The 24,605-nt window shown below is 67.1% G+C and carries 23 protein-coding genes; 16 read left to right on the top strand and 7 right to left on the bottom strand.

Features of this window, described 5'->3' with window-relative positions:
• Positions 1–17: 17 nt before the first annotated feature.
• The 9 genes from AC07NK_RS04030 (at position 18) to AC07NK_RS03990 (ending at position 8,303) form a co-directional block, all read left to right on the top strand.
• Entirely contained in the window at positions 18–1,361 is a 1,344-nt protein-coding gene (locus tag AC07NK_RS04030) for a S41 family peptidase (protein ID WP_495169269.1), read from the top strand.
• A gap of 11 nt (positions 1,362–1,372) precedes the next feature.
• Positions 1,373–1,837 (top strand): disulfide bond formation protein B, encoded by a 465-nt coding sequence (locus AC07NK_RS04025; RefSeq protein ID WP_495169268.1) that lies wholly within the window; start codon positions 1,373–1,375, stop codon positions 1,835–1,837.
• The gene (locus AC07NK_RS04020; protein ID WP_495169267.1) at positions 1,834–2,367 is read left to right on the top strand and encodes a demethoxyubiquinone hydroxylase family protein; all 534 of its coding nucleotides are present in this window, start codon (positions 1,834–1,836) and stop codon (positions 2,365–2,367) included. Before AC07NK_RS04025 ends, AC07NK_RS04020 begins: the two co-directional genes overlap by 4 nt.
• Before the next feature lie 25 nt (positions 2,368–2,392).
• On the top strand, positions 2,393–2,794 hold the full coding sequence (locus AC07NK_RS04015; RefSeq protein WP_495169266.1) for a hypothetical protein: 402 nt from the start codon (positions 2,393–2,395) through the stop codon (positions 2,792–2,794).
• A 158-nt stretch (positions 2,795–2,952) separates the two neighbouring features.
• Complete coding sequence (locus AC07NK_RS04010) at positions 2,953–4,389, top strand: hypothetical protein (protein ID WP_495169265.1); 1,437 nt, start codon at positions 2,953–2,955, stop codon at positions 4,387–4,389.
• A gap of 63 nt (positions 4,390–4,452) precedes the next feature.
• Positions 4,453–4,935: a hemerythrin domain-containing protein gene (locus tag AC07NK_RS04005; RefSeq protein ID WP_495169264.1), complete on the top strand. Its 483-nt coding sequence runs from the start codon at positions 4,453–4,455 to the stop codon at positions 4,933–4,935.
• A gap of 72 nt (positions 4,936–5,007) precedes the next feature.
• Positions 5,008–6,204 (top strand): parallel beta-helix domain-containing protein, encoded by a 1,197-nt coding sequence (locus AC07NK_RS04000; RefSeq protein WP_495169263.1) that lies wholly within the window; start codon positions 5,008–5,010, stop codon positions 6,202–6,204.
• Positions 6,201–7,223, top strand: coding sequence for an SO2930 family diheme c-type cytochrome (locus tag AC07NK_RS03995; protein ID WP_495169262.1), 1,023 nt, complete (start codon positions 6,201–6,203; stop codon positions 7,221–7,223). The genes AC07NK_RS04000 and AC07NK_RS03995 overlap by 4 nt, the downstream gene beginning before the upstream one ends.
• 159 nt (positions 7,224–7,382) lie before the next feature.
• Positions 7,383–8,303 (top strand): hypothetical protein, encoded by a 921-nt coding sequence (locus AC07NK_RS03990; RefSeq protein WP_495169261.1) that lies wholly within the window; start codon positions 7,383–7,385, stop codon positions 8,301–8,303.
• Here the strand turns inward: AC07NK_RS03990 and AC07NK_RS03985 are convergent.
• Positions 8,300–8,812: a YceD family protein gene (locus AC07NK_RS03985; protein WP_495169260.1), complete on the bottom strand. Its 513-nt coding sequence runs from the start codon at positions 8,810–8,812 to the stop codon at positions 8,300–8,302. The two genes, AC07NK_RS03990 and AC07NK_RS03985, sit on opposite strands and share 4 nt — an antisense overlap.
• Complete coding sequence (locus AC07NK_RS03980; RefSeq protein WP_495169259.1) at positions 8,809–9,333, bottom strand: ubiquinol-cytochrome C chaperone family protein; 525 nt, start codon at positions 9,331–9,333, stop codon at positions 8,809–8,811. The genes AC07NK_RS03985 and AC07NK_RS03980 overlap by 4 nt, the downstream gene beginning before the upstream one ends.
• A 130-nt stretch (positions 9,334–9,463) precedes the next feature.
• Between AC07NK_RS03980 and AC07NK_RS03975 the strand changes: the two genes are divergently transcribed.
• Positions 9,464–9,940, top strand: a complete 477-nt coding sequence (locus AC07NK_RS03975) for an outer membrane protein assembly factor BamE (protein WP_495169258.1) — start codon at positions 9,464–9,466, stop codon at positions 9,938–9,940.
• A gap of 105 nt (positions 9,941–10,045) precedes the next feature.
• Positions 10,046–10,567, top strand: a complete 522-nt coding sequence (locus AC07NK_RS03970) for an RcnB family protein (RefSeq protein ID WP_495169257.1) — start codon at positions 10,046–10,048, stop codon at positions 10,565–10,567.
• A 226-nt stretch (positions 10,568–10,793) separates the two neighbouring features.
• Here AC07NK_RS03970 and pbpC read toward each other — a convergent pair whose 3' ends face one another.
• Positions 10,794–12,983: a penicillin-binding protein 1C gene (gene pbpC, locus AC07NK_RS03965; protein WP_495169256.1), complete on the bottom strand. Its 2,190-nt coding sequence runs from the start codon at positions 12,981–12,983 to the stop codon at positions 10,794–10,796.
• A 141-nt stretch (positions 12,984–13,124) separates the two neighbouring features.
• On the bottom strand, positions 13,125–18,890 hold the full coding sequence (locus AC07NK_RS03960) for an alpha-2-macroglobulin family protein (RefSeq protein WP_495169255.1): 5,766 nt from the start codon (positions 18,888–18,890) through the stop codon (positions 13,125–13,127).
• 195 nt (positions 18,891–19,085) lie between these two features.
• Here AC07NK_RS03960 and AC07NK_RS03955 point away from each other — a divergent pair, with 195 nt between their 5' ends.
• From AC07NK_RS03955 to AC07NK_RS03940, 4 genes are all read left to right on the top strand, one after another.
• Positions 19,086–19,913, top strand: coding sequence for a DUF6454 family protein (locus AC07NK_RS03955; protein ID WP_495169254.1), 828 nt, complete (start codon positions 19,086–19,088; stop codon positions 19,911–19,913).
• A gap of 70 nt (positions 19,914–19,983) precedes the next feature.
• Entirely contained in the window at positions 19,984–20,295 is a 312-nt protein-coding gene (locus AC07NK_RS03950; RefSeq protein ID WP_495169253.1) for a hypothetical protein, read from the top strand.
• A gap of 45 nt (positions 20,296–20,340) precedes the next feature.
• Positions 20,341–20,766, top strand: a complete 426-nt coding sequence (locus AC07NK_RS03945; RefSeq protein ID WP_495169252.1) for a hypothetical protein — start codon at positions 20,341–20,343, stop codon at positions 20,764–20,766.
• 107 nt (positions 20,767–20,873) lie between these two features.
• The gene (locus AC07NK_RS03940) at positions 20,874–21,344 is read left to right on the top strand and encodes a hypothetical protein (protein WP_495169251.1); all 471 of its coding nucleotides are present in this window, start codon (positions 20,874–20,876) and stop codon (positions 21,342–21,344) included.
• A 37-nt stretch (positions 21,345–21,381) separates the two neighbouring features.
• On the opposite strand, the gene AC07NK_RS03935 is transcribed toward AC07NK_RS03940, so the two are convergent.
• Positions 21,382–21,663 carry a hypothetical protein gene (locus tag AC07NK_RS03935; protein ID WP_495169250.1) on the bottom strand — a complete coding sequence of 94 codons (282 nt, stop codon included), beginning with the start codon at positions 21,661–21,663 and terminating at the stop codon, positions 21,382–21,384.
• Between the two features lie 140 nt (positions 21,664–21,803).
• Here AC07NK_RS03935 and pip point away from each other — a divergent pair, with 140 nt between their 5' ends.
• The gene (pip, locus tag AC07NK_RS03930; RefSeq protein ID WP_495169249.1) at positions 21,804–22,754 is read left to right on the top strand and encodes a prolyl aminopeptidase; all 951 of its coding nucleotides are present in this window, start codon (positions 21,804–21,806) and stop codon (positions 22,752–22,754) included.
• Between the two features lie 2 nt (positions 22,755–22,756).
• Here the strand turns inward: pip and AC07NK_RS03925 are convergent, their stop codons facing one another.
• Both AC07NK_RS03925 and AC07NK_RS03920 read right to left on the bottom strand, forming a co-directional pair.
• Entirely contained in the window at positions 22,757–23,449 is a 693-nt protein-coding gene (locus tag AC07NK_RS03925; protein WP_495169248.1) for an RlmE family RNA methyltransferase, read from the bottom strand.
• The gene (locus tag AC07NK_RS03920) at positions 23,446–24,507 is read right to left on the bottom strand and encodes a Ppx/GppA phosphatase family protein (protein WP_495169630.1); all 1,062 of its coding nucleotides are present in this window, start codon (positions 24,505–24,507) and stop codon (positions 23,446–23,448) included. Before AC07NK_RS03920 ends, AC07NK_RS03925 begins: the two co-directional genes overlap by 4 nt.
• Positions 24,508–24,605 lie beyond the last annotated feature (98 nt).

Below are 24,605 nucleotides of genomic sequence, written 5' to 3'. Positions count from 1 at the left end.
GCTCAGGAAGTTTGCGTATGATCCGTCCCCTGCTTCAGGTCACCGCCGCCGTCGGCGCGCTGGCGATCATTCCCGTCACCACCGGCGCCATGGCGAGCGTCGAGACCTCGAGCTATCGCGAGCTCGACACGTTCATGGACGTCTATGCCCGGGTGAAGGCGACCTATGTCGAGAAGGTCGACGACAAGAAGCTGATCAAGGGCGCGATCGAGGGAATGCTCGCGAGCCTCGATCCGCACAGCTCGTTCGCCGACGGGATCGACTATGACAATCTGCAGATCCAGACCTCGGGCAGCTATGGCGGCCTGGGCCTGTCGGTCACGATGGAGGACGGCGCGGTCAAGGTGATCACGCCCACCGAGGACACCCCGGCCTGGCGCGCAGGGATCAAGTCGGGCGATTTCATCACCCATATCGACGGCAAGCTGATCTATGGCGGCACGCTGGACGAGGCGGTCACGCAGATGCGCGGCGAGCCGGGCAGCAAGATCGTCGTCCGGATCGTCCGCCCCGGCCGCGACAAGCCGTTCGACGTGACCCTGACCCGCGAGATCATCATCCAGAAGGCGGTGAAGTGGGAGGTCAAGGACGGCATCGGCATCCTCAACATCAATACCTTCAGCGCCACCACCGCGGCCGACATGCGGGCCGGCATCGTGGCGATCGAGAAGCAGCTGGGCGGCAAGCCCAAGGGCTATGTGATCGATCTGCGCGCCAATGGTGGCGGGCTGCTCAGCCAGGCGATCGAGGTCAGCGACGCCTTCCTCCAGCATGGCGAGATCGTCTCGCAGCGCGGGCGCGAGAAGGCGGATATCGAGCGCTGGTACGCCAAGGCCGATGATCTTGCCCGCGGGCTGCCGCTGGTCGTGCTGGTCGATGCCGGCACCGCGTCGGCGTCGGAAATCGTCGCCGGGGCGCTGCAGGACCACCACCGCGCGCTGGTGATGGGCGAGCGCACCTTCGGCAAGGGATCGGTCCAGTCGATCCTCGAAATGGGACCGCGCAGCGCGCTGCGGCTGACCACCGCGCGCTATTACACGCCGTCGGGCCATTCGGTGCAGGAAGGCGGGATCACGCCGGATATCGCAGTGCCGCAGCTTTCCGACCCCGACTACAAGACCCGGCCGGTGCTGCGCGAAGCCGATCTGCGCCGCCATTTGCTCAACCAGGCCAAGGTCGACAATTCGGTGCTGGAGGAAGACACCAAGGCCGATCCGCGCTTCGCCGCGAGCGTCGACGACCTCAAGAAGAAGGGCGTCGAAGACTTCCAGCTCCATTATGCGCTGGAGACGATCGCCCGCACTGCCGCGCCCGCCCGGATGGCAGGCGGCGGCGCGCCCAAGGCCGGCAGCCGGCGCTGAGGAGGACAATCATGGCTCCCCGTCGCACCGCGCAGGCGCTTGCCCTGCTGCTTCCGCTCGGTCTGATCGGCGGGGCGCTTTACAGCCAGTATGTCGGCGGGCTGTTCCCGTGCGAGATGTGCATGTGGCAGCGCTGGCCGCATTACACGGCGATCGTGCTCGCGGCGCTGTCGTTCGCGACCAAACCGTTCCGTGATGCGCTGGTCTGGCTCGCCGCGCTGGCCATCGCGATCAGCGGCGCGATCGGCGCCTTCCATGCCGGCGTCGAGTATAAATGGTGGGAGGGCGTGACCCAATGCGCCACCCATTTCGGCGGCGGCAACGCGCTCGAGGCGATCATGAACGCGCCGCTGGTGCGCTGCGACGTCGCGCCCTGGCATTTCCTCGGCATCTCGCTTGCGGGATGGAATGCGATCCTTTCGCTTGGTGGCGCGTTGGTGATCGCGATGCTGATGCTGAGGAAACAACGCCGATGAAGTGGAAGCCGGGAGACCGGCGCGACGCGGTCGCGTCGATGATCCGCGTCGATCAGGCGGGCGAATATGGCGCCACGCGCATCTATGCCGGGCAGCTCGCGGTGATGGGCGACCGGCACGACATGGCGCGCGCGATTTCGGGCATGGCCAATCAGGAGGAGCGGCACCGCGCCTTCTTCGATGCATTGATCGCCGAGCGCGGCGTGCGACCGACCGCGCTTCAGCCGGTTTGGAACATCGCAGGCTTCGCGCTGGGCGCGGCGACTGCAGCGATCGGCCCGGCAGCGGCGATGGCCTGCACCGTGGCGGTCGAGACCGAGATCGACCTTCATTATCAGGAGCAGCTCGAAGCGCTCGGCAATGACGATCCGGTACTGTCAGAGGCGGTCGCCGAGTTCCGCGCCGAGGAGCTTGAGCATCGCGATTCGGCGCTGGCGGCAGGCGCGGAGACCGCGCCCGCCTATCCGCTGCTCGCCGGGGCGATCCGGCTGGCATGCAAGGCTGCCATTGCCGTCTCGAAACGGATATAGGGGCGATAGGGGTACGGAGTTGACGATGACCAAGACGATCCTGCTGGGCCTCATTCTTGCCACCGCGCCGATGGCGGCACCGCTTCCCGCGTTCGCTCAGAACGCGGCGCAGAATGGCGTGCTCGTCATTTATGGCGAGGACAAATGCCCCACCAATGCCGATGGCGACGAGATCGTGATCTGCGTCCGCCGTCCCGCCGAGGAACGCTTCCGCATCCCCAAGGAATTGCGGGGGCTGGATGTGACGCCGCAGAATCAAAGCTGGGCGGTGCGCCAGCAGGACGCGCTGAACGCGGGCGGCACCGGCATCGGCAGCTGCTCGTCGGTCGGCCCCGGTGGCGGCATCGGCTGTTCGACCCGCGAGATCCAGGCAGGCAAGGCCGAGGCGGATGCACGCAAGCGGGCCGAGAAGGTCCTGCCCGACTAGGATCGCGATCATGTCGATCGCCAGGCCCGCGCAGGCAAGAATCCATTCAGACTGACGGAACGGGCAAAACCGCAACGTCAGACTAACAGGTTCGCGCCTGCGCGGGCATGACGGCTTGATGGTGAAGTGTTCCCATGAACGTGACGCGAGCGAATAGAGTGCCCGGCGGTAAAGCACGTGCGTACTGGCGGGTTCCGGCGTTGTTGTTCGCGCTGGTCTGGCTGTCGTGCATCTGGTTCGGCTCCTGGGCATTCAACCCCAACAGTGCGACCCGTGTGCTCGCCGCCATCGCGATCGTCGAAAACGGCGATGCGCGGATCGACAGCTTTGCCGACATGACGATGGACAAGGCGCAGTTCGACGGCCATTTCTACATGGACAAGGCGCCGGGCATGACGCTGATGGCATTGCCCTGGGTGGCGCTGACCAATCAGGTCACCGGCCAGACCTCCGCGGATGTTCCGCACAAATTGTTCGACCCCGCAGCGGAGGATTTCCTGAAGCTGCGGATGCGCGTCGCCATCGCCTTCACCAGCGCGATCCTGACCGCATTGGCGGCAATCGCGCTGCTCGACCTCGGCACCGGCGTCACCGGGAGTCGCGGCGCAGGGCTGTTGGGCGCCATCGGCTTTGCGTTGGGAACGACGATGTGGGGGTGGAGCACCACCTATTTCGGCCACGCATCCACCACCGCATTGATCGCCATCGCGCTCTGGGCGGTGTGGCGCGGTACCAGTGGCGGCGCGCCGGGACGGCACGCACTGATCGCGGGGGTCGCGCTCGGCTGGGCGGTGGTGATCGAGCATAGCGCGGTTCTCACCGGTGCCCCGGTCGCGCTCTGGGCATTGTGGCGTATCCGCAGCTGGAAGCCGCCTCTGATCAGGCGTATCGTGGCCCTGGCGCTGGCCGGAGGGATCGCCGCGTCGATCCCGCTCTTCGCCTATAATCTCAGCGTGTTCGGCCATCTGTTCCAAACCGGCTATTCGGGCGTGGTCGGGTTCGAGGGGATGCAGCAGGGTCTTTTCGGGCTGACCTATCCCAAGCCCGATATCCTGTGGGAGATTCTCGGCGGCAAGCGCCGCGGCATGGTGTGGGTCGCGCCGGTGCTGGTGCTCGCGCCGTTCGGCATCTGGACGCTGCTGCGCAACCCGAAGACGCGCGACATCGGCGTCATGGCCGTCACGGGCGCGGTGATCGCGTTCCTCTACCACGCATCCTATGTCTATTGGGACGGCGGCAATTCGACCGGGCCGCGCCACGCCCTGCCCGCGGTCGCCTATCTCGCGATCGGCCTTGCCGCCTTCCGGGCGAGCGCGAGCCGGGCGGAGAAGTGGCTTGGCGGCGGTTTCCTTGCCGTCAGCATCGCGATCAACCTCGCCATCACCGCAGCCGAGGTGCAGGCGCCGCATTTCTACCCCGCCCCGGTGACCCAGCATATCATCCCCAAATTCATCGCCGGCGATATCCGCACCCTTCCCAACGAGTTCTGGGGCTGGTCGCCCTGGAGCGGACTGGGGCTCTACCTTGCGCTTGCGGGTCTTCTGGTGGCGCTGTTCGCGCGGGCGTGGCGGCGCGAAGCCCTTGAAACCGCATGAGAATGATTCGCGGCTGAAACCTGGGCCGGTCTGGCCGGTTGAAGCGCCAGAGGAGAGTCTCCGATGGCCGATGACCCAATTTTCGCAGCGCTGAAGCGCGATCATGACCGCCAGCGCGACCTGCTCGATGCGATCGGCAGAACCAGCGGCGACAGCGCGGAGCGCCGCGCCTTGTTCGAGGAACTGCGCCTCGAGCTTCAGGCGCATGCCGCCGCCGAGGAGGAGTCGCTCTATGCGACGATGCTTGCCAACCCCGATCTGCGCGACGACGCCCGCCATTCGGTGTCCGAGCACAAGGAGGTCGACGACATGCTCGGCGAGCTGGTCGAGATGGAGATGAGCTCGACCGGCTGGCTGACGCGCTTCAAGACGATGCGCCACCGCTACCTCCACCATATCGACGAGGAAGAGGAAGAGATGTTTCCCGCCGCGGCGAAGGACCTCGACGACGCGACCAAGGTCCGCCTCGCCGCGGTGTTCGAAAAGCGCAAGCCGAAGGAGCTGGCGCGGGCGGAGGACGAGATGCCGGGCGACGCCCGCGCGTAACTGACAGGCATGTTAGTGGCTGGACGGGCGCCGCGGAGTGCGTAAGCTGCCTCTCATAACAGGGAGAGGCTCATGATCCGCACCGCCGCGTTCACGCTGCTTGCCTTTGCGTCGTCCACCACGCTCGCCAAGACGATCGATGTCCCCGCCGGCCCCAATGCGCAGGAACGACTGCAAGAGGCGTTGCTCGACGCCAGGCCGGGTGACGTGGTTCAGATCGGCGCGGGCCGGTTCGAGCTGACGGACGGTTTGAGCCTCGACGTCGACAAGGTGACGGTGCGTGGCGCCGGACCGGACAAGACGGTGTTGAGCTTCAAGGGTCAGCTCGGCGCGGGCGAAGGCCTGCTCGTCACGTCGGACGATGTCGTGCTGCGCAGCTTCGCGGTGGAAGATACCAAGGGCGACGGGATCAAGTCCAAGGACGCCAACCGCATCGTCTACAAGGACATCCGCGTCGAATGGACCGGCGGGCCCAAGGCGACCAACGGCGCGTACGGCGTCTATCCGGTCTCGAGCCACACCATCCTGGTCGATGGCGTCACGGTGAAAGGTGCGTCGGACGCCGGCATCTATGTCGGCCAGTCCGAGCGGATCGTGGTGCGCAACTCGACCGTCTCGCACAATGTCGCCGGGATCGAGATCGAGAACAGCAACATGGCCGACGTCCATGGCAACACCGCCACGGGCAATACCGGCGGCATCCTGGTGTTCGACCTGCCCAACCTCCCGCGCATGAACGGGGGCGGGGTGCGCGTGTTCGGCAACAAGGTATTCGCCAACGACACGCCGAACTTCGCGCCCAAGGGCAATATCGTTGCGACCGTGCCCAAGGGGACCGGGGTGCTGGTGATGGCCAATGACGGCGTCCACGTGTTCGACAACGACCTGTCGGAGCATGCCACCGCCAATGTGATGATCATCTCCTACCGCTCGAAGTTCGATGATGCGAAGTACAACCCCTATCCGCGCCGCATCATCGTCTCGGGCAATCGCCATGGCCGCGCGGGCTTCGCACCCGACGTACCAGGCGGCGGCTTCCTGACCACGGCGTTCGGCGGCAACGCCCCGCCGGTATGGTGGGACGGCACTGGCGTGCCGGGCGAACTGGGACTGCGCGTCGCCGATGCGGTGCCCGTGCTCGGTCTCGGCCTCGCGCTTGGCGCATCGACCGACAGCGCCAAACCGTCCAAGGTCGAGCTCAACGCGCCCGATGTGCCGCAACCCGCCCCGATCGTGCTGCCGGCGGCGATGGAGGCAGCGGCGAAGTGAGCCGTCTGGGGCTGGCGCTGTTCGGGCTGGCTGCGGCAACCTTCGCCACCGCGGCGGTGCAGCAGCCGGTGCGTGTCAACGACACCGCGATCACCGCCGACGGCTATCCGGCGAAGCTGTCTGACTATGGCTTCTTCGCCGATCTGGTGAAGCGGTCGCCTGCGCCGCGCGTGATCGGCTACGACCTCGAGACGGCGCTCTTCTCGGACTACACCGCCAAACAGCGCTTCATCTATGTGCCCACGGGGGCAAAGGTGGCCTACGACCCCGCCAATGCGTTTGGCTTCCCGGTCGGCAGCGCCCTCATCAAGAGCTTTGGCTATGGAACAGGGGCAGCGTTCAAGCCGATCGAGACCCGGCTGCTGCTGCGCCGCGCCGCGGGCTGGGTCGCGATCCCCTATGTCTGGAATACCGAAGGCACCGACGCGGTCCTGAAGCGCGCTGGCACCCGGCTTGCTGTCGCCTTCACCGATCCTTCGGGCAAGCCGCGCCAGATCAGCTACGCCGTGCCCAACCAGAACCAGTGCAAGGATTGCCATGCGCTGTCGGGCCAGATCGTCCCGATCGGCGCCAAGGCGCGCTACCTCAACCATGGAGGCCAGCTGCAGAAGCTCGTTGCGGCAGGGCTGCTCGACCGTGCGCCCGCCGATGCCCCCCGCGTCGCGCGCTGGGACGATCCCAAGGCTCCGCTCGAAGCCCGCGCGCGCGCCTATCTCGAGATCAACTGCGCGCATTGCCACAACCCGGCGGGCGCGGCGTCCAACTCGGGGCTGTTCCTTGAGCTCGACCGCAAGGAAGCGGTGACGATCGGGGTCGGCAAGCGCCCGGTGGCGGCAGGTCGGGGCAGCGGCGGGCGCGACTTCGCGATTGCGCCGGGCGATGCCGAAGCGTCGATCCTGATCTATCGCCTGCGCAGCACCGATCCCGGCATCGCGATGCCCGAACTGGGCCGCGCGACCGCGCATGACGAGGGCATCGCGCTGCTGTCGCAATGGATCGACTCGATGCCCGCACGCTGAACTTCATCCGGTCGGTGGTTGATGCTTTGACTTGGCAACCGATCCCGCGCAGGCTGCGTTTCGACGGATCATGTACCTGGCGTTCTCCGAACCTGCCCCTATGGCAAATCCCGTGCCCCCGGCGGCACCGCCTCCCCTTGCCGCTCGTCAATCGAGCCGATGCGACTGACGCCGGGCTCCGCTCAATTCCCCCAACGGGGCAATGCGGCGGAGGTACCGATCGCGCAGGTCCGCTCTGTCACCCGCCTCCTCGCCGAGCTGCAGACCAGCTTGCTCGCCATCGGCGTGCGCGCGTTCGGTGGACGGATCGACCGGTTCATCATCTACACGCTGGCGGCACGCGTCACCGGCCTGTCGGACGCCGAAGCCGCAGCGATGGTCCCGACCTCCGCACATGCGCTCGCGGCATCGCTCGGCCGCCCCTATGAGACGATCCGGCGGCATGTGAACGCGCTGATCGACGATGGCCTGTGCGTTCGCCACGGCAACCGAATCCACGTGACCCCCGAAGGACTGCGCCGCCCGCGAATCGCACACCTCGTGCGTTGGGCGCATGACTGCTTCGTCCGCTTCGTCGAGGATCTCAGCGCAGCTGGAGAAGTGCTGCCGCCGTCGCGAAGCGGCACGCCCTATGAGATGGCACACGGCGTCCGGACCGGGGTCGATATCATGCTCGCGATCCTGCAGACCAATCGCGAAAAACATGCCGGCTGGCTCGATCTGATCCTGTTTTCGACCGTGGTCGCCGCCAATTGCCGCCGTCACCCGATCGATGCCGCGCTTAGCTTCGCCGACCGCCCGATTCGGGCATTGGCAGTGTCGCGAACGATCGGCGTGACCCCGGTGACCACAAACCGACACCTTTCCGCGATGACCGAGACCGGTCAGCTGGTGCGGGGGGCCGGCGGGTTTCGGGTCAACAGCCTGTGGCTGTCGCACCCCGCGGCACAGGCCGTGACCGATGCGAGCCTCCAGAATGTCCGCCGCCTGCTCGGTGCCCTTGCGGCGCAGGGTTTTCCGTTCGACGATCCCGCGCGCGCCTATCTCTCCGGACGGCCACCGCTCACGCCGATTCGCTAGGATTTGGTCCGGAGCTTTGCCAGCGCGGCGAACGGCCCGGTCTCTTCCTCACCCAGCACCCCGGCGTCGCGCAGCGCGGATTGCGCGCCCGCACTGCGGGGGAAGGGGTCAAGCGCCAGCGCCAGCGTCTCCGCAGCGGCCTCGCCCAGGTCGATCGCGCCGCCGGTGTAGAAGACGGTGTCGCAATCGTCTTCGCTCAGCTCAACCTCATCACCCGATTCCCCGCCTTCAGGCACGAAGCGGATCGCGAAATCCTCCTCGATCTGCGCCGGAACCGGATCGCCGGTGATACTGCACGGCTGCACCACCGCACCCGAGAGATGCCCGTGTGCGATGATGCCCGCGGCGTCACGCCGGATCGCATAATCCGCCGTGAGGGTGTCGATTGCGATCAGGCCGAACCGCCGTGCAAGCGCCAGCCGCTCAGTCGCATCCGCCTCGACCGTCACGCGGCTCTCTCCCGTGCCGATTGTGTCGAGCCGCCGGGGTCTGGAGAATTCGGGGGTCATGCCGAAAGCCGCCCCGCCATCAGCGCATCGAGTTCGACCTGCGCCAGCGCCGCATGCAACGTGCGCAGCTCTCCCGCGCTATGCGCCAGCGCTGCCGCGCCGGGATCCTCGGCTCGATAGAGATTGCGCAGCAGCGCATCGTCGAGCGGCTCGGTCCCCGTGACCAGCGCGTCGCGATAGGCGCCCAGCCGCCCGCCGAGCAGCCCCATCATCTTGCCCATCCGCTTGCCGACGACGACGTCGCCGACGCCGAACTGGCGCAGCTGGCCGTCCATGTCATCGACGAAACACTCAATCAGCCGCGCGATAATTTCTGCCGCTGCCGGTTCGGCTTCCAGCCGCAGCAGTACCACCGCGAGCACGCTCGCGATCGTGTCGAAGCGGCCATTGACCGAGTCGGGCACCCCGCCGGCTTCATACCAATGCGGCTCCCGTCCGCGCGCCACGACGGCCTGATACAGCGCCGCAGCGGGATTTTCCGCCTTGCGTCCGGCCAGCCGTTGCCACAATCCCATGTTCATATGCTCCACCCGCCGCTGCATCGGCGGCAACTACAATGTCCCGCGTGACTTGTTTGCGCGGGCGTGGCCGCATATTGAGGCGAATGGCCTGCGATGCAATGCGCGGCGCCACTGCCCCGCCTGGGAGAGTATGTTGATGATTTCCGCCCGTGTCCTTCTTGCCGCCGCTTCCGGCATTGCGCTGCTTGGCGCGGGTGCCTGCGCACCGCTCCGCGGCTATCAGGGCTATGTCGTCGACGCCGATCTGGTGAACTCGGTCCAGCCGGGTGTCGACAATCGCGAATCGGTGCTGGCGACGCTGGGCAAGCCGACGCTGACCAGCCAGTTCAATCAGGGCGAATGGTATTATGTCGGGCGCAACACCCGCAATTATGCCTTCAGCAACCCCAAGCCGCGCGAACAGACCACGCTGCGCATCACCTTCGACGCGCAGGGCAATGTCACCGAAGTGACGCGCACCGGCGTCGAACAGGTCGCGTCGATCAACCCGTCGAACAAGAAGACCCCGACGCTGGGCCGCGAGCGCGGCTTCTTCGAGGATCTGTTCGGCAATATCGGCACTGTCGGCGCGCCCGGCGCGGGTCCAGGACCGAGCAACGGCCCTTAAGTCTTTCATTTTCCTGACCGGCACATTCCCGCGCCGTTCAGTTGGGCTCTGCTAGCTCCTCGATCACGCCGGATCGCTTCCGGCCCGAAAGAAGGAGGAGCTGTGATGAACAGGAAGCTCATAATCTCGGCGCTCATCGCCGCCGTCGCCATGCCGGCGATGGCGCCGATGGCTGCCAATGCCCAGAGCCAGCGTGAAGTTCGCCGTGATCGCGAGCAACTGCGCGAGGAACAGCGCGAGCTGCGCCGTGCCGAACGCTATGGTGATCGCCGCGACGTGCGCCGCGAGCGCGACGACGTGCGCGATGCCCGTCGTGACCTGCGCGATTCGGTGCATGACCGTAACCGCCGCTGGGGCAATGACGACTGGCGCGGCTGGCGCGACCGCAACCGCGGTGTCTACAACCGTGGCCAGTGGCGTGCACCGTTCCGCTATTACGGCTTCCGTGACGGCGCCCGGATCGCGCCGCAATATTATGGCAGCCGCTATTTCATCAACGATCCATGGCGCTACCGCTTGCCCCCGGCGGGCTACGGACAGCGCTGGGTGCGCCACTATGACGACATGCTGCTGGTCGATACTCGCCGCGGCTATGTCGTCCGGGTGATCCGCAACTTCTTCTGGTAACTCTGCCAGATAAAAATTGGCCGCGCCGGCGGATACGCTGCCGGCGCGGCCTACTCATGTTTCGGTCCCGAAAGGGTAGGACCATTTGCCGTAACGCGCGGGAATCACTTTGGTTCGATTCGCCTTCGTCGGTGCGGCCGCCGCCAAAGCGCTTTCGCGGTTTCCGTGTCCCAGTGGCAACCGGACAGACACGGCGGAAAGGGCTCCGGAGCCGCAGCCTGCCCGCTCAGCGCACCGTGAACAGTAGCTGATCGACCACGCGCCCGCTGGAGTCGACCAACCGCAGGCGATGCTGTCCAGGCCCGGCCAGCACCATCGGCCGCGCATCCGCCGAACCGAGGTCGCGCCCGTCGAGTTGAAGCCGGTGCGCGGTCACTTCGCCCGATACGGTGATCGCCATGCGCTGCCGGTCGACCGGGATATCAGGGTCGAGCGCATAGACACTTCCCGATACCGGACTGACGATGCGCGGGCGACGCGAGACGGGCGGAGCGACCGCAATCTCGCTCATCCCCGTCCCGGCCAGGAAATATTCGCGGCGCGGCTGCTCGATATTGCCAGTGAAGCGGATCGCGCGCGCCTCGATCCCCGCGGGCCGAGCGGGCACGCGGCCCGGGGTCTGCGCATGCAGCGCCATCATCACATCGCGCCACACCGGCGCCGCACCGCTGGTACCCGACACCGCGCGCATCGGATCACCTTCCAAATTGCCGACCCACACGGCGACCGTGTAGCGGTCCGTGAAGCCGACACACCAATTGTCGCGCATCGCCTTCGACGTTCCCGTCTTCACCGCGGCCCAAAAGGGCAGACGCAGCGCCGAATCCATGCCGAACGTGCTGGCCCGGGCATTGGGGTCGGCGAGCATGTCGGACACCAGCCAGGCGGCCTGTGGCGTGGTCGTCGCCCGGTCCGGCTCGGCCTTCACGCCCTTGCGCACATGCAGCGGCGCCCAGCGCCCGCCGCGCGCGAGACTGCGGAACGCCGCCGCCTGCTCGACCAGCGTCACTTCGGCCGAACCCAGCGCGAGGCTGTAGCCATAATATTCGCCGCTTTCGGTCAGCCCGCGATAGCCGGTGTCCCACAGCCGGTCGCGGAACGGCTCGACCCCGGTGAGCAGCAAGGTGCGCACCGCGGGCACGTTGAGCGATCCCGCCAGCGCCGCGCGCGCGCTGACCGGCCCCTTGAACGCACGATCGTAATTCTGCGGGACATAAAGGCCCGAAGCGGTGTCGAGCTGGACCGGCGAATCGTCGAGAATCGAGGCCGGAGTCAGATAGCCCTTCTCGATCGCCTGCGCGTAGAGGAAGGGCTTGAGCGTCGATCCGGCCTGACGATAGCTGTTCGCCCCGTCGACCGAGGGCGCAGTCGATGCCCCGCCGATCCCGCCGACCCATGCGAGAATCTCGCCCGTGGCATTGTCCGCGACGATCACCGCCCCGTCGCGCGCGCGCGTCCCGCCCAGCCCCTGCAGCTGGCGGCGCAGCGCGCGGATCGCGAGGCGCTGGATGCGGGCGTCGATCGTGGTCTCGACGCGCGCTCCGGGCTGGGTGAGCAACCGGTTGGAGAGGTGCGGCGCAAGCCCGGGATCGAGCGCAAGGCTGCGCGCGGGGCCGAGCATCGAGGCCGCGGCCCCGGCGAAACGCGAGCAGTCGGTATCGCGGGAGAGCGCACAGGCCCGCCGCGCCACCTCGGCCGCGCCCGCCGAAGGATTGGGCAACAACGCCGCGAGCAGCAGCCCGTCGTCGCGGGTCAGCGCATCGGGGGTCTTGCCGAACAAGCCGAGCGCCGCGGCCCCGATCCCCTGCGCCTCGCCGCGAAACCCGGCGAGGTTGAGATAGGCCTCAAGGATCTGGTCCTTGCGCCATGCCCGTTCGAGCGCCGCGCCCGCGCGCATCTGGCGTAGCTTGTCGCGAAACCCGCGCGATCCGGGTGCGGCGAGACCGGGCGAAAGATAAGCCGCGACCTGCATCGACAGCGTCGAGGCACCGCGCGCGCGTTTCCCCTCGATCCGGTCGCGGATCGATCCGGCGACCGACCACCAGTCGATCCCGTCATGATCGCGGAACCGCTTGTCCTCGGCCGCGACCAGTGCCTCGACCGCTTGCGGCGAGATCTTGTCGAGCGGGACCCATGCGAGGCGCCGCGCCTGAAAATCGACGCGCGCCGAATCGAGCAGCCGCCCTTCGCGGTCGTAGAGCCAGGCCTCGGACGGTTTCCATGCGGCGATGGTGGCGGAATAGCCCGGCGCGAGCGGCGGGCGCGTCGCGAAGTCGGCCGCAGCATAGAGCGCGCCGAGGCTCAGAATCGCCGCAATCGCGATGCGCGGGCCGGTCCACCAGACGCGGTGGGTTGGGGCTTCGATCCGCGCCCAGAGGGTACGGACTCGCTGCCAGAGATCGGACGCCCTGCTCATCCGTCACCCCGGCCTTGCGCCGGGGTCCACCGGGAGGCCAGCGCAGGACAAGAGGCGTGAAGGCACCGCGTCGGGAGCCGTGGACCCCGGCACAAGGCCGGGGTGACGGCCGACTGAGATACGCACCGCAAACCGCTCACGTCACCGCTGCGCGATCACCATCGGCTGGTTCGGCACCGCCGCGCGGATCTCGGGCGAGTACATCGCCTCGACCTTCGACGGCGGCAGCTGCATCCGGCCCGCGGCGTTGAGGCGCATCACATAGGTCACCGTGTGCGTGCCGCGCGGCAGCCACGCGAAATAGCCGCGCCATGCGTCGCGCCCGCGCTCGACATAGCTCGGCTGCGATCCCTCGGTCTCGCCACCCTCGGCCAGCATCTCCGATTGCCCGCCGAGCGATCCGATCACCGTCGCGCCCGCTGGGACGGGATCGTTGATCACCACCCAGTTGCGATCGGCACTCGCCTCGACCGTCAGCGTCACGCGGATCACATCGCCGCGCGTCAGTGTGCCCTTGGTCTTGGCCTGAACTACCTCGGTCTTGCGCGACAGCTTGTAGCCGGCACTGAGCGGCTGGGTCAGCGGTACCGCTGCCTTGACCTGAACCATCGCCCATGGCCCCGCTCCGCCCGACTGGGTCAGGCTGAGCGGCGTCTGCTGTCCGACCGCGGGCAGCGCCATGACGAAGCTGCGCTGCGGATCGGGCAGCGGCCAGCTGCGCGTCACGCTCTGACCGCCGAGCGAAGCGGTGGTGATCCCCGCCACCGCGCTCGCCGGATAGACGCTGCCGAACTTGCGCGCGGCAATGACGCCCCAGGCGTTGGCGGTGGTGGTATCCCAATGCCCGCGCTGCTGGCGGAAGGCGGCGCCGACCATCATCTTCGGCCCCTCGCCCGAGAAGGACGGACGGCCGAGCGTCGCGACCAGTGCGCGCAGCACCGATTCGTCGCCCGACGACATCATCCACCACGCCGTATTGGCGCTGTCGGACAGGTCGATGCGCGTGCCTTCATAGACCAGCCGGGTCTTGAGCACGCCCTCCGCCGCGGCGCGCAGCTGCGCGCCATTGGCGAGGCCGGGCACCTTGCCCAAAGCCGCGATGTAATCGGCCAGCGTCGAGGTCGGCATGTCCTGAGGCGTCATGCCGATCTGGCCGAGCATCGCGGCGTTGGCCGCGCCCTGCCGCGCCAGCGCCGCGAACGCCGCGACCTTTTGCAGGCGGACATCGCCATAATCCTCGTGCCGCAGCCGCCCGTCGAGCACCGCCTTCAGCGCCTCGATCATGCGTCCGCGCGGGCCGTCCGGGATCGGCAGCCCCGCCTCGGCGGTGATCGACAGGATGTAGCTGGTCAGCGCTTCCGACCCGCGCAGGCTGTCCGAGGGGAAGTAGCGGAGCAGGCCATCGCTATCGAGATAGACCGGCATCTCGCCCGACAAACGGTTCCACTCGCCCATGTCGCCGAGCACGATCGCGCGCGAAGTGCGCTGCTCGAAACAGCCATAGGGATAGGCCGCCATATAGTCGCGCACGCCCTGCAACGGCGGGGTGAGCGTATCGGTGAGCAGGATCGAGACGTTGCCGATCCCCGGCAGTGCGCCCGCTGGCGGCTGGATCGAGACCGGCCCGCCTTCGCCGACGCGGACGAGCGTTGCCGCCCAGGTTTCGACCGGCACCGCCGGCGCGATGTCCTGCACCACGGTGATCGCGTCAGCCGCCTTGCCGCTTTCGTCCTTCGCCGTGACCTTCCACTGGAGCTTTTCGAAGCCCGCGGGTGCGGTGAGGTTCCATGCGATCGGCACCGCGCCGCCCGCCGGGATCTCGACCGTCAGGTCGCGGCCCTCTGCCACCTTGGGCGACAGCTCGACATGCGCGGTGACCTTCATCACCTTGTCCGAGCCATTGCGCAGCGTGAAGCCCGCCGAGAAGAAGTCACCGTTACGTACCAGCGGCGGGATACCGGCAAAGATCGACAGATCCTGCGCGCTGCGGATGCTGGTCTCGCCGGTGCCGAAGCTCTGGCCCTTGTCGCCCAGCGCGATCGCGACGAGCTTGAACGAGGTCAGCGCGTCGCTGAGCGGCACATCGACCTGCGCCTTGCCCTGTGCATCCAAAGGCACCTTGCCGCGCCACAGCAGCACCGGCTGGAAATTCTCGCGGTTGAGCGCCGAGAGGTCACCGCCGCCACCGCCGCCGGCCTCGACCGCCTTGCGGCCATAATGGCGCTTGCCCACCACCTGAGTCTGCGCAGTCGAGGTGAGCACCGAAATCGGCCGCTCGCCCATCATCGCGCCGAGCACGTCCCAGCTCTCATTGGGAGCGAGCTGGAGCAGCGCTTCGTCCACCGCGACGAACGCGACATCGGCGCTCGGCGCGACGCTGCCGTCGGGGTTGTTGACCTGAAGCGCGACCTTGGCGGTGTCGCGCGCGGCGTAGCGTTCCTTATCGGCCTTGACCGCCACGTTCATGCGGTGGCCTTCCCAGCCGACCTTCACCTTGGCGATGCCGAGGCGGTAGCTCGGCTTGGCGAGGTCGACCATCGCCGTCGGCGCCGCACCCTCGCGTGAGAAGAAGGGCAGGCCCCAGCGGCGGGCGAGGTCCGCCCACCACAGTTTCCATCCGCCGATGCGTCCGCGCACCGCCATCACCGAGACGAACACGTCGGGGGCATAGACGCCCTGCATCGGCACCTCGACCACCGGATTATCGCCCGACAATTCGGTGACGAAGCTCGACATCACGCCTTCGCGCTCGACCGTGACCAGCGCAGTTGCGTTGCGGAACGGCATGCGCACCTGAAAGCGCGCGGTGTCGGTCGACTTATATTCCTGCTGCTCGGGGATGACGTCCATGCGGTCGCCATTGTCGCCGCCGAACCACCAGTCGTCCTCGCCCGCCAGCCACACCGAAGTGACGGCGCGAGCGACATTGCCGTTGCCGTCGGTGGTGGTCGCCACCGCATAGACCTCACCCGACACGCCGGGGTCGATCGCGCACTGCGCAAGGCCGAGCGAGTCGGTGGAGGCCGAGCAGCTCGCCGAAATCTTCGTGGTCTTGGCGTTATTCTCATAGGCGTAGAAGCCGCCGATCAGCCGCCGCCGCGCGGTGAGGATTTCGCGGCTGTAGAGTGCGACCTGAACCTTCTGGCCCTTGATCGGCTTGCCGTCGGTGCCGAGCGCGACGAGGCGGAGGCGCAGGTCGTCCTCCTTCATCAGCCAACCGTCGGTCTTGACGCCGAGCTGGACGCCCGAGGCATAGATCGGCACGCGGCGCGACGCGGTCAGGATCTCGCCATTGGCATCCTGATAATCCATCTCGACACGCATCTGGCTGTTGCCGTCGAGCGTCTGGGGAATGTCGACGCTGGTGCGCGTCGTCCCATCGGCGCCGAGTGTCACCGGCAGCGTCTGCATCGGCGGCAGCGTGACGGTGTCTTCCTCGCCCTCGCCGTTCAGCGGCTTGGTGCCCTCGGCGATGGCCTTGCCGCCGAAGCTGTAGCCGTCATAGCCGGTGGGCGCGGAGGTGCCGTCATAATAGCCGATGCGCAGCTCGACCGGCAGGTTGGAGGCACCGCCACCCGAGAGATAGCCGACGAACAGGTCGAGCGGCAGGCTCTTGGGCTTGATCGCGGCTTCCTTGGGTCCCGCGACCGATGCCTTCATCGTCGGCAGTTTATATTCGTCGACCTTGATCGACTGGCTGGTCCAGATCGTCTGGTCGGTCCCGTCCTTGCCCGGGCCGACGAACTGCAGGTCATAGTCGCCCATCGGCGCGCCCTGCGGCACGTTCCACTGCGTCTCGCCGGTGCCCGAGGCATCGACCGTGACCGGCAATTCAAAGCTTGTATCGGATCCGCGATGGCTGAGCTTGAGCTTGCCGGTGAAACCCGCCGGGGTGATGAAGCCCTGTGCCACCGGGCGGCGCAGTACATGCTTCATGTTCACCGTCTCGCCCTGGCGCACCAGCGCGCGGTCGAAGATCGTGTGGACGATCTCGTTCGCCGCCTCATAGCCATAGCGCAGGTCGAAGTCGTACGGACGGATACCCTCGCCCCACGCGGTCAGCGTGAAGCTCATATCGTCGCCCTTGCGCGCCGAGATCATCAGCGGGTGCGAGCTCGAATCGTCGCAGCTGCCATAGCTTTGCGGCTCGGGGATGCCCTGCTTGACGGCAAGCCGCCCCATATCGTCGGTCTTGCCTCTGGCCAGCGCCGCACCGGTGCAGCTGTCGGTCACCTGCACCGCAGCGCCGCTCACCGGCTTGCCGCTGTCGAGCGAGGTCACCCAGGCGAGCGAACCCTCGCGGCCCCATTTGAAATGCACCGCCATGTTGGTGACGAGCGCGCCCGCCGCGACATAGCGCGGCGCGTTGCGCCCGAGCAGCGCCTGTCCCAGCTGGGGCGAGGACAGCTCGACGACATAGAATCCGGGCTTTTTGAGCGGGATTCCGACGACCTCGAATTCCTTGCCCTTGCCGGGCAGCGCGATCGGCTGGAGCGCGGTGCCGAGACCCTGCGGCAGGATCGACCTGGCGCCGGTCTGGTTGATGCGGATCGTCTCCTCGCCGCGCTTGACCTCATCGACGTCGTAATCGTCGGCCTTGTCGATGTTGCGCAGCCACTTGGCGATCACCCCGTCCGAAGCATCGACCCGCATATGCTGGCCGGCCACGGAGAGCCCTTTGCCCTGCAGCGAGGCTTCGACGTTGCGCACAGTGACCGGCAGGATGCCGCCCTCCTGCGCTTCGATGATCCCGAACGGCGCGGCGAATTTTACGAGTGGCGGCGCTTCGTCGAAACGGACTTCCAGCGGGAAGCGTTCGGCGTTGGCGAGCACACGGCCGCTCTCGTCCTTCACACCCGCCGGCAGCACCAGCTTGGCGGTGGTCGACGCCGGCAGCGGTGCCTTGAACTTGAGGTCGCTGACCGTATTCGCACGCTTGTCGTCGTCCGACAGTTCGGGCGTCAGCTTCTTGCCGTCGGGCAACTCAATACGGACCTGCTCGGCCAGTTCCTTGGGCACGCGCGCACTGAAGCGCACCCACGCCTCCTGCACCGGCGAGCAGCCCGCCTGCGGGTTGACCCGCGAGCATTCGAAGCGCGCGGTGAACGGCTTGCGCACGGTGAAGTCGAAGCGCTGCTCGGCGCCCGCGGTCTTGCCGCCCGCGCCCGCGATCGATGCGCCCCACACCAGCGAGACGTCGCGTCCCGGCGGCAGCGGACGGCCGCATTTGACCGCGACCACGCTCGCCAGCGCCTTGGCGCGGTCGCTGGCGTCCTCGGGCAGTTTCTCGGCAATCCCTGAATCGTTGAGGAAGCTGCGGACCTCCCAGCGCTCGGGGTTCAGGTCCTTGATCAGTTTGCCGGGCAGCTCGGCGTCAAGCAGCTCGACCGGGATCTGTTCGCCCAGCCCTTCGACCGCGCAATAGGCGCCTGCCGCGATCGACTGGCGCGTCGCGGGCATGTTGGTGCCGATCAGGAAGACCTGGTCCTCCTCGATCTGCCCGCCATAACGGCTCGGCAGCATGCCCTTCACCGTCGGCCCGCCGGCATCGATCTTGAAGGTTCGCGATCCGGTGACCGCGTAGCCCGACAGGCCCTTCAGCTTCTCGTTGAGCTCGAACTCGCACGTCGTGCCGCCGGGGAGCGGGGTCGCGAATTCATGGACGAAGGTCTGCTGGTCGACCCAGCGCCCCTCGCCCCCGACCGGACAATTGACCTTGGCCGGGGAGGCCGCGCGCGGATCGCCCAGCGGCACCATCGGCGCGCTGAAGCGAAGCGTGAAGCGCTCGATCGCGCCATCGCCCATGCCGGGGGTGGCGAGCACCACCTGCGGGCTGGAATCGCCCCAGGCGGCGATCGGCGCGAGCGCCAGTGCGAGAACCGCGGCGGCGCGTGCGAAATGCTTCATCGATCCTTCCCCTTGCAGGACGGCGCGAAACTTACTTGGCCGGGAGGTGCCAAGTCCAGCGAAGCTTTGAAAAAGCGGCGATTTGAGCGGACATCCCCCGCGCGCAGTGCAGCAAATCTGCAACGCCGCTTTGCCTTTTCTGACACATGAATCTGCGAAGGGCCCCCGGGACAGCGGCATTCGGGGGCAAGTCAGATGATCCGCAAGGCGATCCGGTCCGGCCTGCCGCTGCTGGCGCTGGTCAGCCTGTCGACGACCGCCGCGTCGGACCCATCCGACGGTCCGATCGAGGGCGCGCAACTGGCCGGCGAACTCCGGCTCGACGGCGAGCTGTTCCATGTCCAGGGCCTCGAACTCGAAGCCCGCCGCATCTGGGTCACCTCGGTCGATGAGGCCAACCGCAAGGCGTATCTCCATGCCTTCGACCGGCGCACGGGCAAGTTCCTGCGCCGCATCGAGCTGACCGACGGCGCGCGTTACCACCCCGGCGGTATTTCGATCTCCGGCGGTTCGATCTGGGTTCCGGTCGCCGAGTACAAACCGCGAAGCTCGGCGGTCCTGATCGAGGTCGACGCGAACAGTCTCGAAATCCGCCGCAGCATCCCGGTCGCGGACCATCTCGGCTTCGTCGCGGCATCGGGCGACACGCTGGTGGCGGGCAATTGGGACGGCCGGTTGCTCTACGTCTTCGATCTGACGAGGAACGCGCCGCCACGCGTGGTGCCCAACCCTTCGGCCACGCGCCATCAGGACATGAAGTTCGTCGGCGATCAGCTCGTCGCGGGCGGCGCGATCACCCCGTGGAGCGGCGCGGTCGACTGGATCGACTGGCCGTCGATGAAGGTCGTGCGCACGCTGCGCGCCGGCGCGATCGGCCCGATCCGCCCGATCGGCCGCGGCGGCCCCTATACCGGCGAAGGCATGGCGATCGAAGGCCGCGACCTCTACCTCGTCCCCGAAGACGGCCCCAGCCGCATGTTCCATTTCCGGCTGGACGCGCGGGACGGGGACGCGCCGGCCTAGCACCACGCGGGGATATCGCGACCGTCGCCCGTTTACCGTCTTGTTTACCGGCGTCTGCTGTAACCGCGCGATGGCTGGTACACAGGCACCCAAGGGTTTCTTCCTCCTCTTTGTCATCGTCGGCATCCCACTGATTATCTGGAGTGCGGCGAGCACCAACAGCGAGCTTGAGGCTCTCGATGCGTCGAGCGGCACCGAGACTTCGCGCATCGCGGCGTGCGAAGCCAAGATGGTCAAGTTGCAACCCGACGCGTCGATGCGCCGCCAGATGTGCGGGTGCATCGTCAGGAAAGCGGCCGAGCGCGGCGCCTTCAAGGAATATGGCAGCTATGACGAGGCGTCGCTCGCGCCCGCCGTCCGCGCATGCATGCCCGGCGGTTGAGTTCGTCGATTTGCGGACAACGCCTGCACGTGCCACCTTTCGCCCATGAAAATCGCCCCGGAAGACTATGCGCAGTTGCGGGAGTGGTTTGCCCGGATGTGGCCGCTGGCGTTCCGCGAACTCGAGATTGCGCCGGAGGCGAACCCGACGGTCGTGCTGGATGAGATCGCTGCGAAGTCCCCTGCCAGGGCACGGCAAGGGCTGGCGATAGCGATAGGGGACCTCATCGAAGCCGTGCACGGCTGGCGAACCGAAGAGGTGGAGATTGCGGACCGCCGCTTGTCAGATGCGGGGCTGCCGACCCTGTCCGCTATTCGAACGCGGTTCTCGCAAGCCGTCCAACGGGCTCTGCGGCGAGGCCGGATCGACAGCGAGCAGGAATATTATGCCATCCGAAACGCCGTCGAGATGACTGCGAACGACGCTCGGCTACCGGCGATGCTCGCAGCTTATGAAGAGGCGGCTGGCTGACAGTCCGCACCGGGCGTTCGCTCGCCATCCGCCGTTCGACGTCGCTGCAACTGCCGGGCGGCCGGTAGCGGGTGGCAAGCCGCCATTGCCGCTGTTAGATTGTGCGGATGCCTTCAGGAACCAACGCTGCGGCTTTGATGGCGCTCTGCAGCTTTGCGGTCCCACTGACCGCTTGCACCTCTGACCGGCCACCCCAAACTGCATTTTACTGCCTGGACCTGCCGGAAGGGCGATCCGGGGAAACCTCGCGGTTTGTTCAGGACGTCGCCGACCGTCTGGACTTCAGCGTTTCTGAGGCGCGGTTCCCGGCAGAAAAAGGCCCGCCAAATCACGTCTGGGAGCTCCATGGTCGCGGTGTTTCGATGTTTCTCGGGACCGCGATGAAGGATGGCGAGCCAGACCGCTATGGAAACCGTGAAACCACCTTCAATCCAGACAGGCTTGGCTTCAACGTGGTGAAAACGGGCTGGCGGCAAGAGATCGGCTTTGACGAAGTCGTAACCGCTGCACGAACCTCGGCGAACCAGCTTGGCTGGCGGTTTTCAAAGGCGGGCGCGGGAAATAGTTGTTCGACCTAGATGCGCTAATCAACTCGCCTCCTGCCCGTTAGCCGACCTAATCGTCCAGTTCCTCGGCCGCACCCAGCGCTCGTGTTCTTTTGTGCTCCGACCAGATGTGGCGCCAACCGCGCCAGACTCCTGCGGCGCCCAACAACACCGGTGGCGTGAGCATGAGAGTCAGCGCGATCGCAGACGCATCGCCCGGCCTTCCCCCTGTGACAATAGCCCAGAGAATCATCGGCACGCAGGCTATGACAATCGTGCCGAGTGGATTGCCGCCCCAGCGGGCAACATCGCGATCAATGACGGCAAGCGTGGTCTGTAGAAGAATCCGCATGCTGTCAGCCTAAACTGCAGCCTGACGTCCGCAACGGGGTCGATAACTGACCGTCCGTCCCAGCTGCGCTTCCGCGCTGAATGACCGCGAACGCGTGAACGCAGCTTCCCATTCCGCCCGACAGCCCCCACAATCACCCCATGACATTGCGCACCCTCTATCCCGAGATCACCCCCTATGCGTCGGGCATGCTCGACGTCGGGGATGGCCATTCCATCTATTACGAGCGCGCCGGCACGCCGGGCGCCAAGCCTGCGGTGTTCCTGCATGGCGGCCCGGGCGGGGGCATCGCGCCGGCGCATCGACGGCTGTTCGATCCTGCACGCTACGACGTATTGCTGTTCGACCAGCGCGGCTGCGGGCGATCGACGCCGCACGCCAATCTCGACGCCAACACCACCTGGCACCTCGTCGCGGATATCGAGCGACTGCGCGAGCTCGCCGGGGCCGAGCAATGGCTGGTGTTCGGCGGCTCATGGGGCTCGACGCTCGCGCTCGCCTATGCCCAGACGCATGCCGACCGGGTGAGCGAGCTGGTGCTGCGCGGCATCTACACCTGCACGAAACCCGAGCTCGACTGGTTCTACCAGTTCGGCGTGTCGGAGATGTTCCCCGACAAGTACGAACGCTTCGCGTCCCAGATCCCCGAAGCCGAGCGCGGCGACCTGCTCTCCGCCTATCACCGCCGCCTCACCACCGGCCCGCGCGAAGACCGGATCGCCGCGGCGCGCGCCTGGAGCGTGTTCGAGGGCGAGACGATCACATTGCTGCCCGATCCTGCCTTGTCTGCGCACCATGACGAGGACGAGTTCGCGCTCGCCTTTGCGCGGATCGAAACGCATTATTTCGTCCATGGCTGCTGGCTCGAGCCCGGTCAGCTGCTGCGCGACGCGCACAAGCTCCACGGCATTCCCGGGACGATCGTCCATGGCCGCTACGACATGCCCTGCCCCGCGCGCTATGCGTGGCAGCTGCACAAGGCGTGGCCCGAGGCGGATTTCCACCTGATCGAGGGCGCGGGTCATGCCTATTCGGAGCCGGGCATTCTCGACCAGCTGATCCGGGCCACGGACCGCTACGCGGCAGCGTAACGTCAGTCGTCCGGCTGGTCTTCAGCCGCGTCCGGGCGCCCCTTGAAGCCCTGCGCCACCACGAACCATTCGACCGACCCCTTGCGGCTCGACGGCGGCTTGGCGTGCTTCACGCTGGCGAAGTTGCGCTTCATCTCGGCGACGAACTTGCCGTCGCCGCCGCTCGCGAACACCTTGCTGACGAAGGTGCCGCCGGGCGCGAGGTTGTTGATCGCGAAATCGAACGCGGCCTCGACCAGCCCCATGGTACGGAGCGCGTCGGTCTGGGGATGGCCGACCGTATTCGCGGCCATGTCCGACATGATCAGGTCGGGGACGCCGCCCAGCGCTTCGATCAGCTTGCCCGGCGCATCGTCGTCCATGAAGTCCATCTGGAGGATCGTCACCCCCTCGATCGGGTCGACGGGCAGCAGGTCGATGCCAACCACTGCCGCCTTGGGACATTGGCGGCGCACCACCTGTGCCCACCCACCCGGCGCGAGGCCGAGATCGACGAAGCGCTTCGATCCTTTGAGAAAGTCGAATTTCTCGTCGAGCTCGATCAGCTTGTAGGCGGCGCGGCTGCGATAGCCCTCGGCCTTCGCTTTCTTGACGTACGGGTCGTTGAGCTGGCGTTCGAGCCAGCGCACCGACTGGCTGGTGCGCCCGCGCCCGGTGCGGACGCGCGTATGCCCGCGGGTTCCGCCCCTGCTCATTGTGCCCGCGCGCCCATCAGGCGGCGCAATATGCCCTCGCGAATGCCGCGGTCGGCGATGCCAAGCCGCTCGGCGGGCCAGATGTCCATGATCGTCTCCAGGATCGCGCAGCCCGCGACGACCAGATCGGCCCGCTCTGCACCGATGCAGGGAATAGCCGAGCGCCCGGTCATGTCCAGCCCGGCGACGCGCTGGCTGACCGCGCGCATCGACGCGGAAGGGACGATCAGCCCGTCGATGGCCGAGCGGTCATAGGAAGGCAGGCCCAGGTGCACGCTGGCGAGCGTCGTCACGGTGCCGCTGGTGCCGAGCAGCCGCGGCGTCCCGGTGATCTGCGGCAACCGCGCGATGAACGGCGCGAACGCTTCCGCCACGCTGTCGCGCATCCGTACATAGCCCGCCGCGCGCGCGTCCGGGTCCCGATCGTCGGCGATGCCGCGCGCTTCGGTCAGCGACACCACGCCCCAGGGCGCGCTGTGCCAGTCGAGAATGCGCGGCTGGGTCTGTGTCGAATCGACCAGCACCAGCTCGGTCGATCCGCCGCCGATATCGAACACCAGAGCCGGGCCGTCGCCCGGTTCGAGCAGCGCGTGACAGCCCAGCACCGCCAGCCGCGCCTCTTCCTCGGCGGTGATGATGTCGAGCACGATTCCGGTCTCGCGATAGACGCGCTGGATGAACTCCGGGCCATTGGAGGCCTGACGGCATGCTTCGGTCGCGACCGAGCGCGACAGCGCGACATGGCGGCGCTTCAATTTGTCGGCGCAGATGCGCAGCGCAGCGATGGTCCGTTCGATCGCCGCGTCGGACAGTCGCCCGCTCGACGCCAGCCCCTCGCCCAGCCGGACGATTCGCGAAAAGGCGTCGACCACGGTGAACCCGCCGCCTTGTGGCCGGGCGATCAGCAATCGGCAATTATTGGTACCAAGGTCGAGCGCGGCATAGTGCCGGGCTTCTGGCCAGCGTGCCCGCCCCCCTTGGGGCGGAGGCGGATTCGGGGCCGGGCGGGCCGGTTTCGGAGCCGGCGGGCGCGGCATCCTGGCGGAGCCTTCCCCCATCAAATCACTCACTTATGTTCTTCCGTCACGGCCGAAGCGGACCGCCGGTGCTTGGGAGCAAGGCTAGCGCATGGCGCGGGCACGGGCAAGGTGAGCGG

It is taken from the genome of Sphingomonas sp. GW821-FHT09B04 (genome assembly GCF_059418285.1).
Note: the sequence above shows the minus strand (reverse complement) of the source record. Positions and strands in the feature narration are given on the sequence as shown.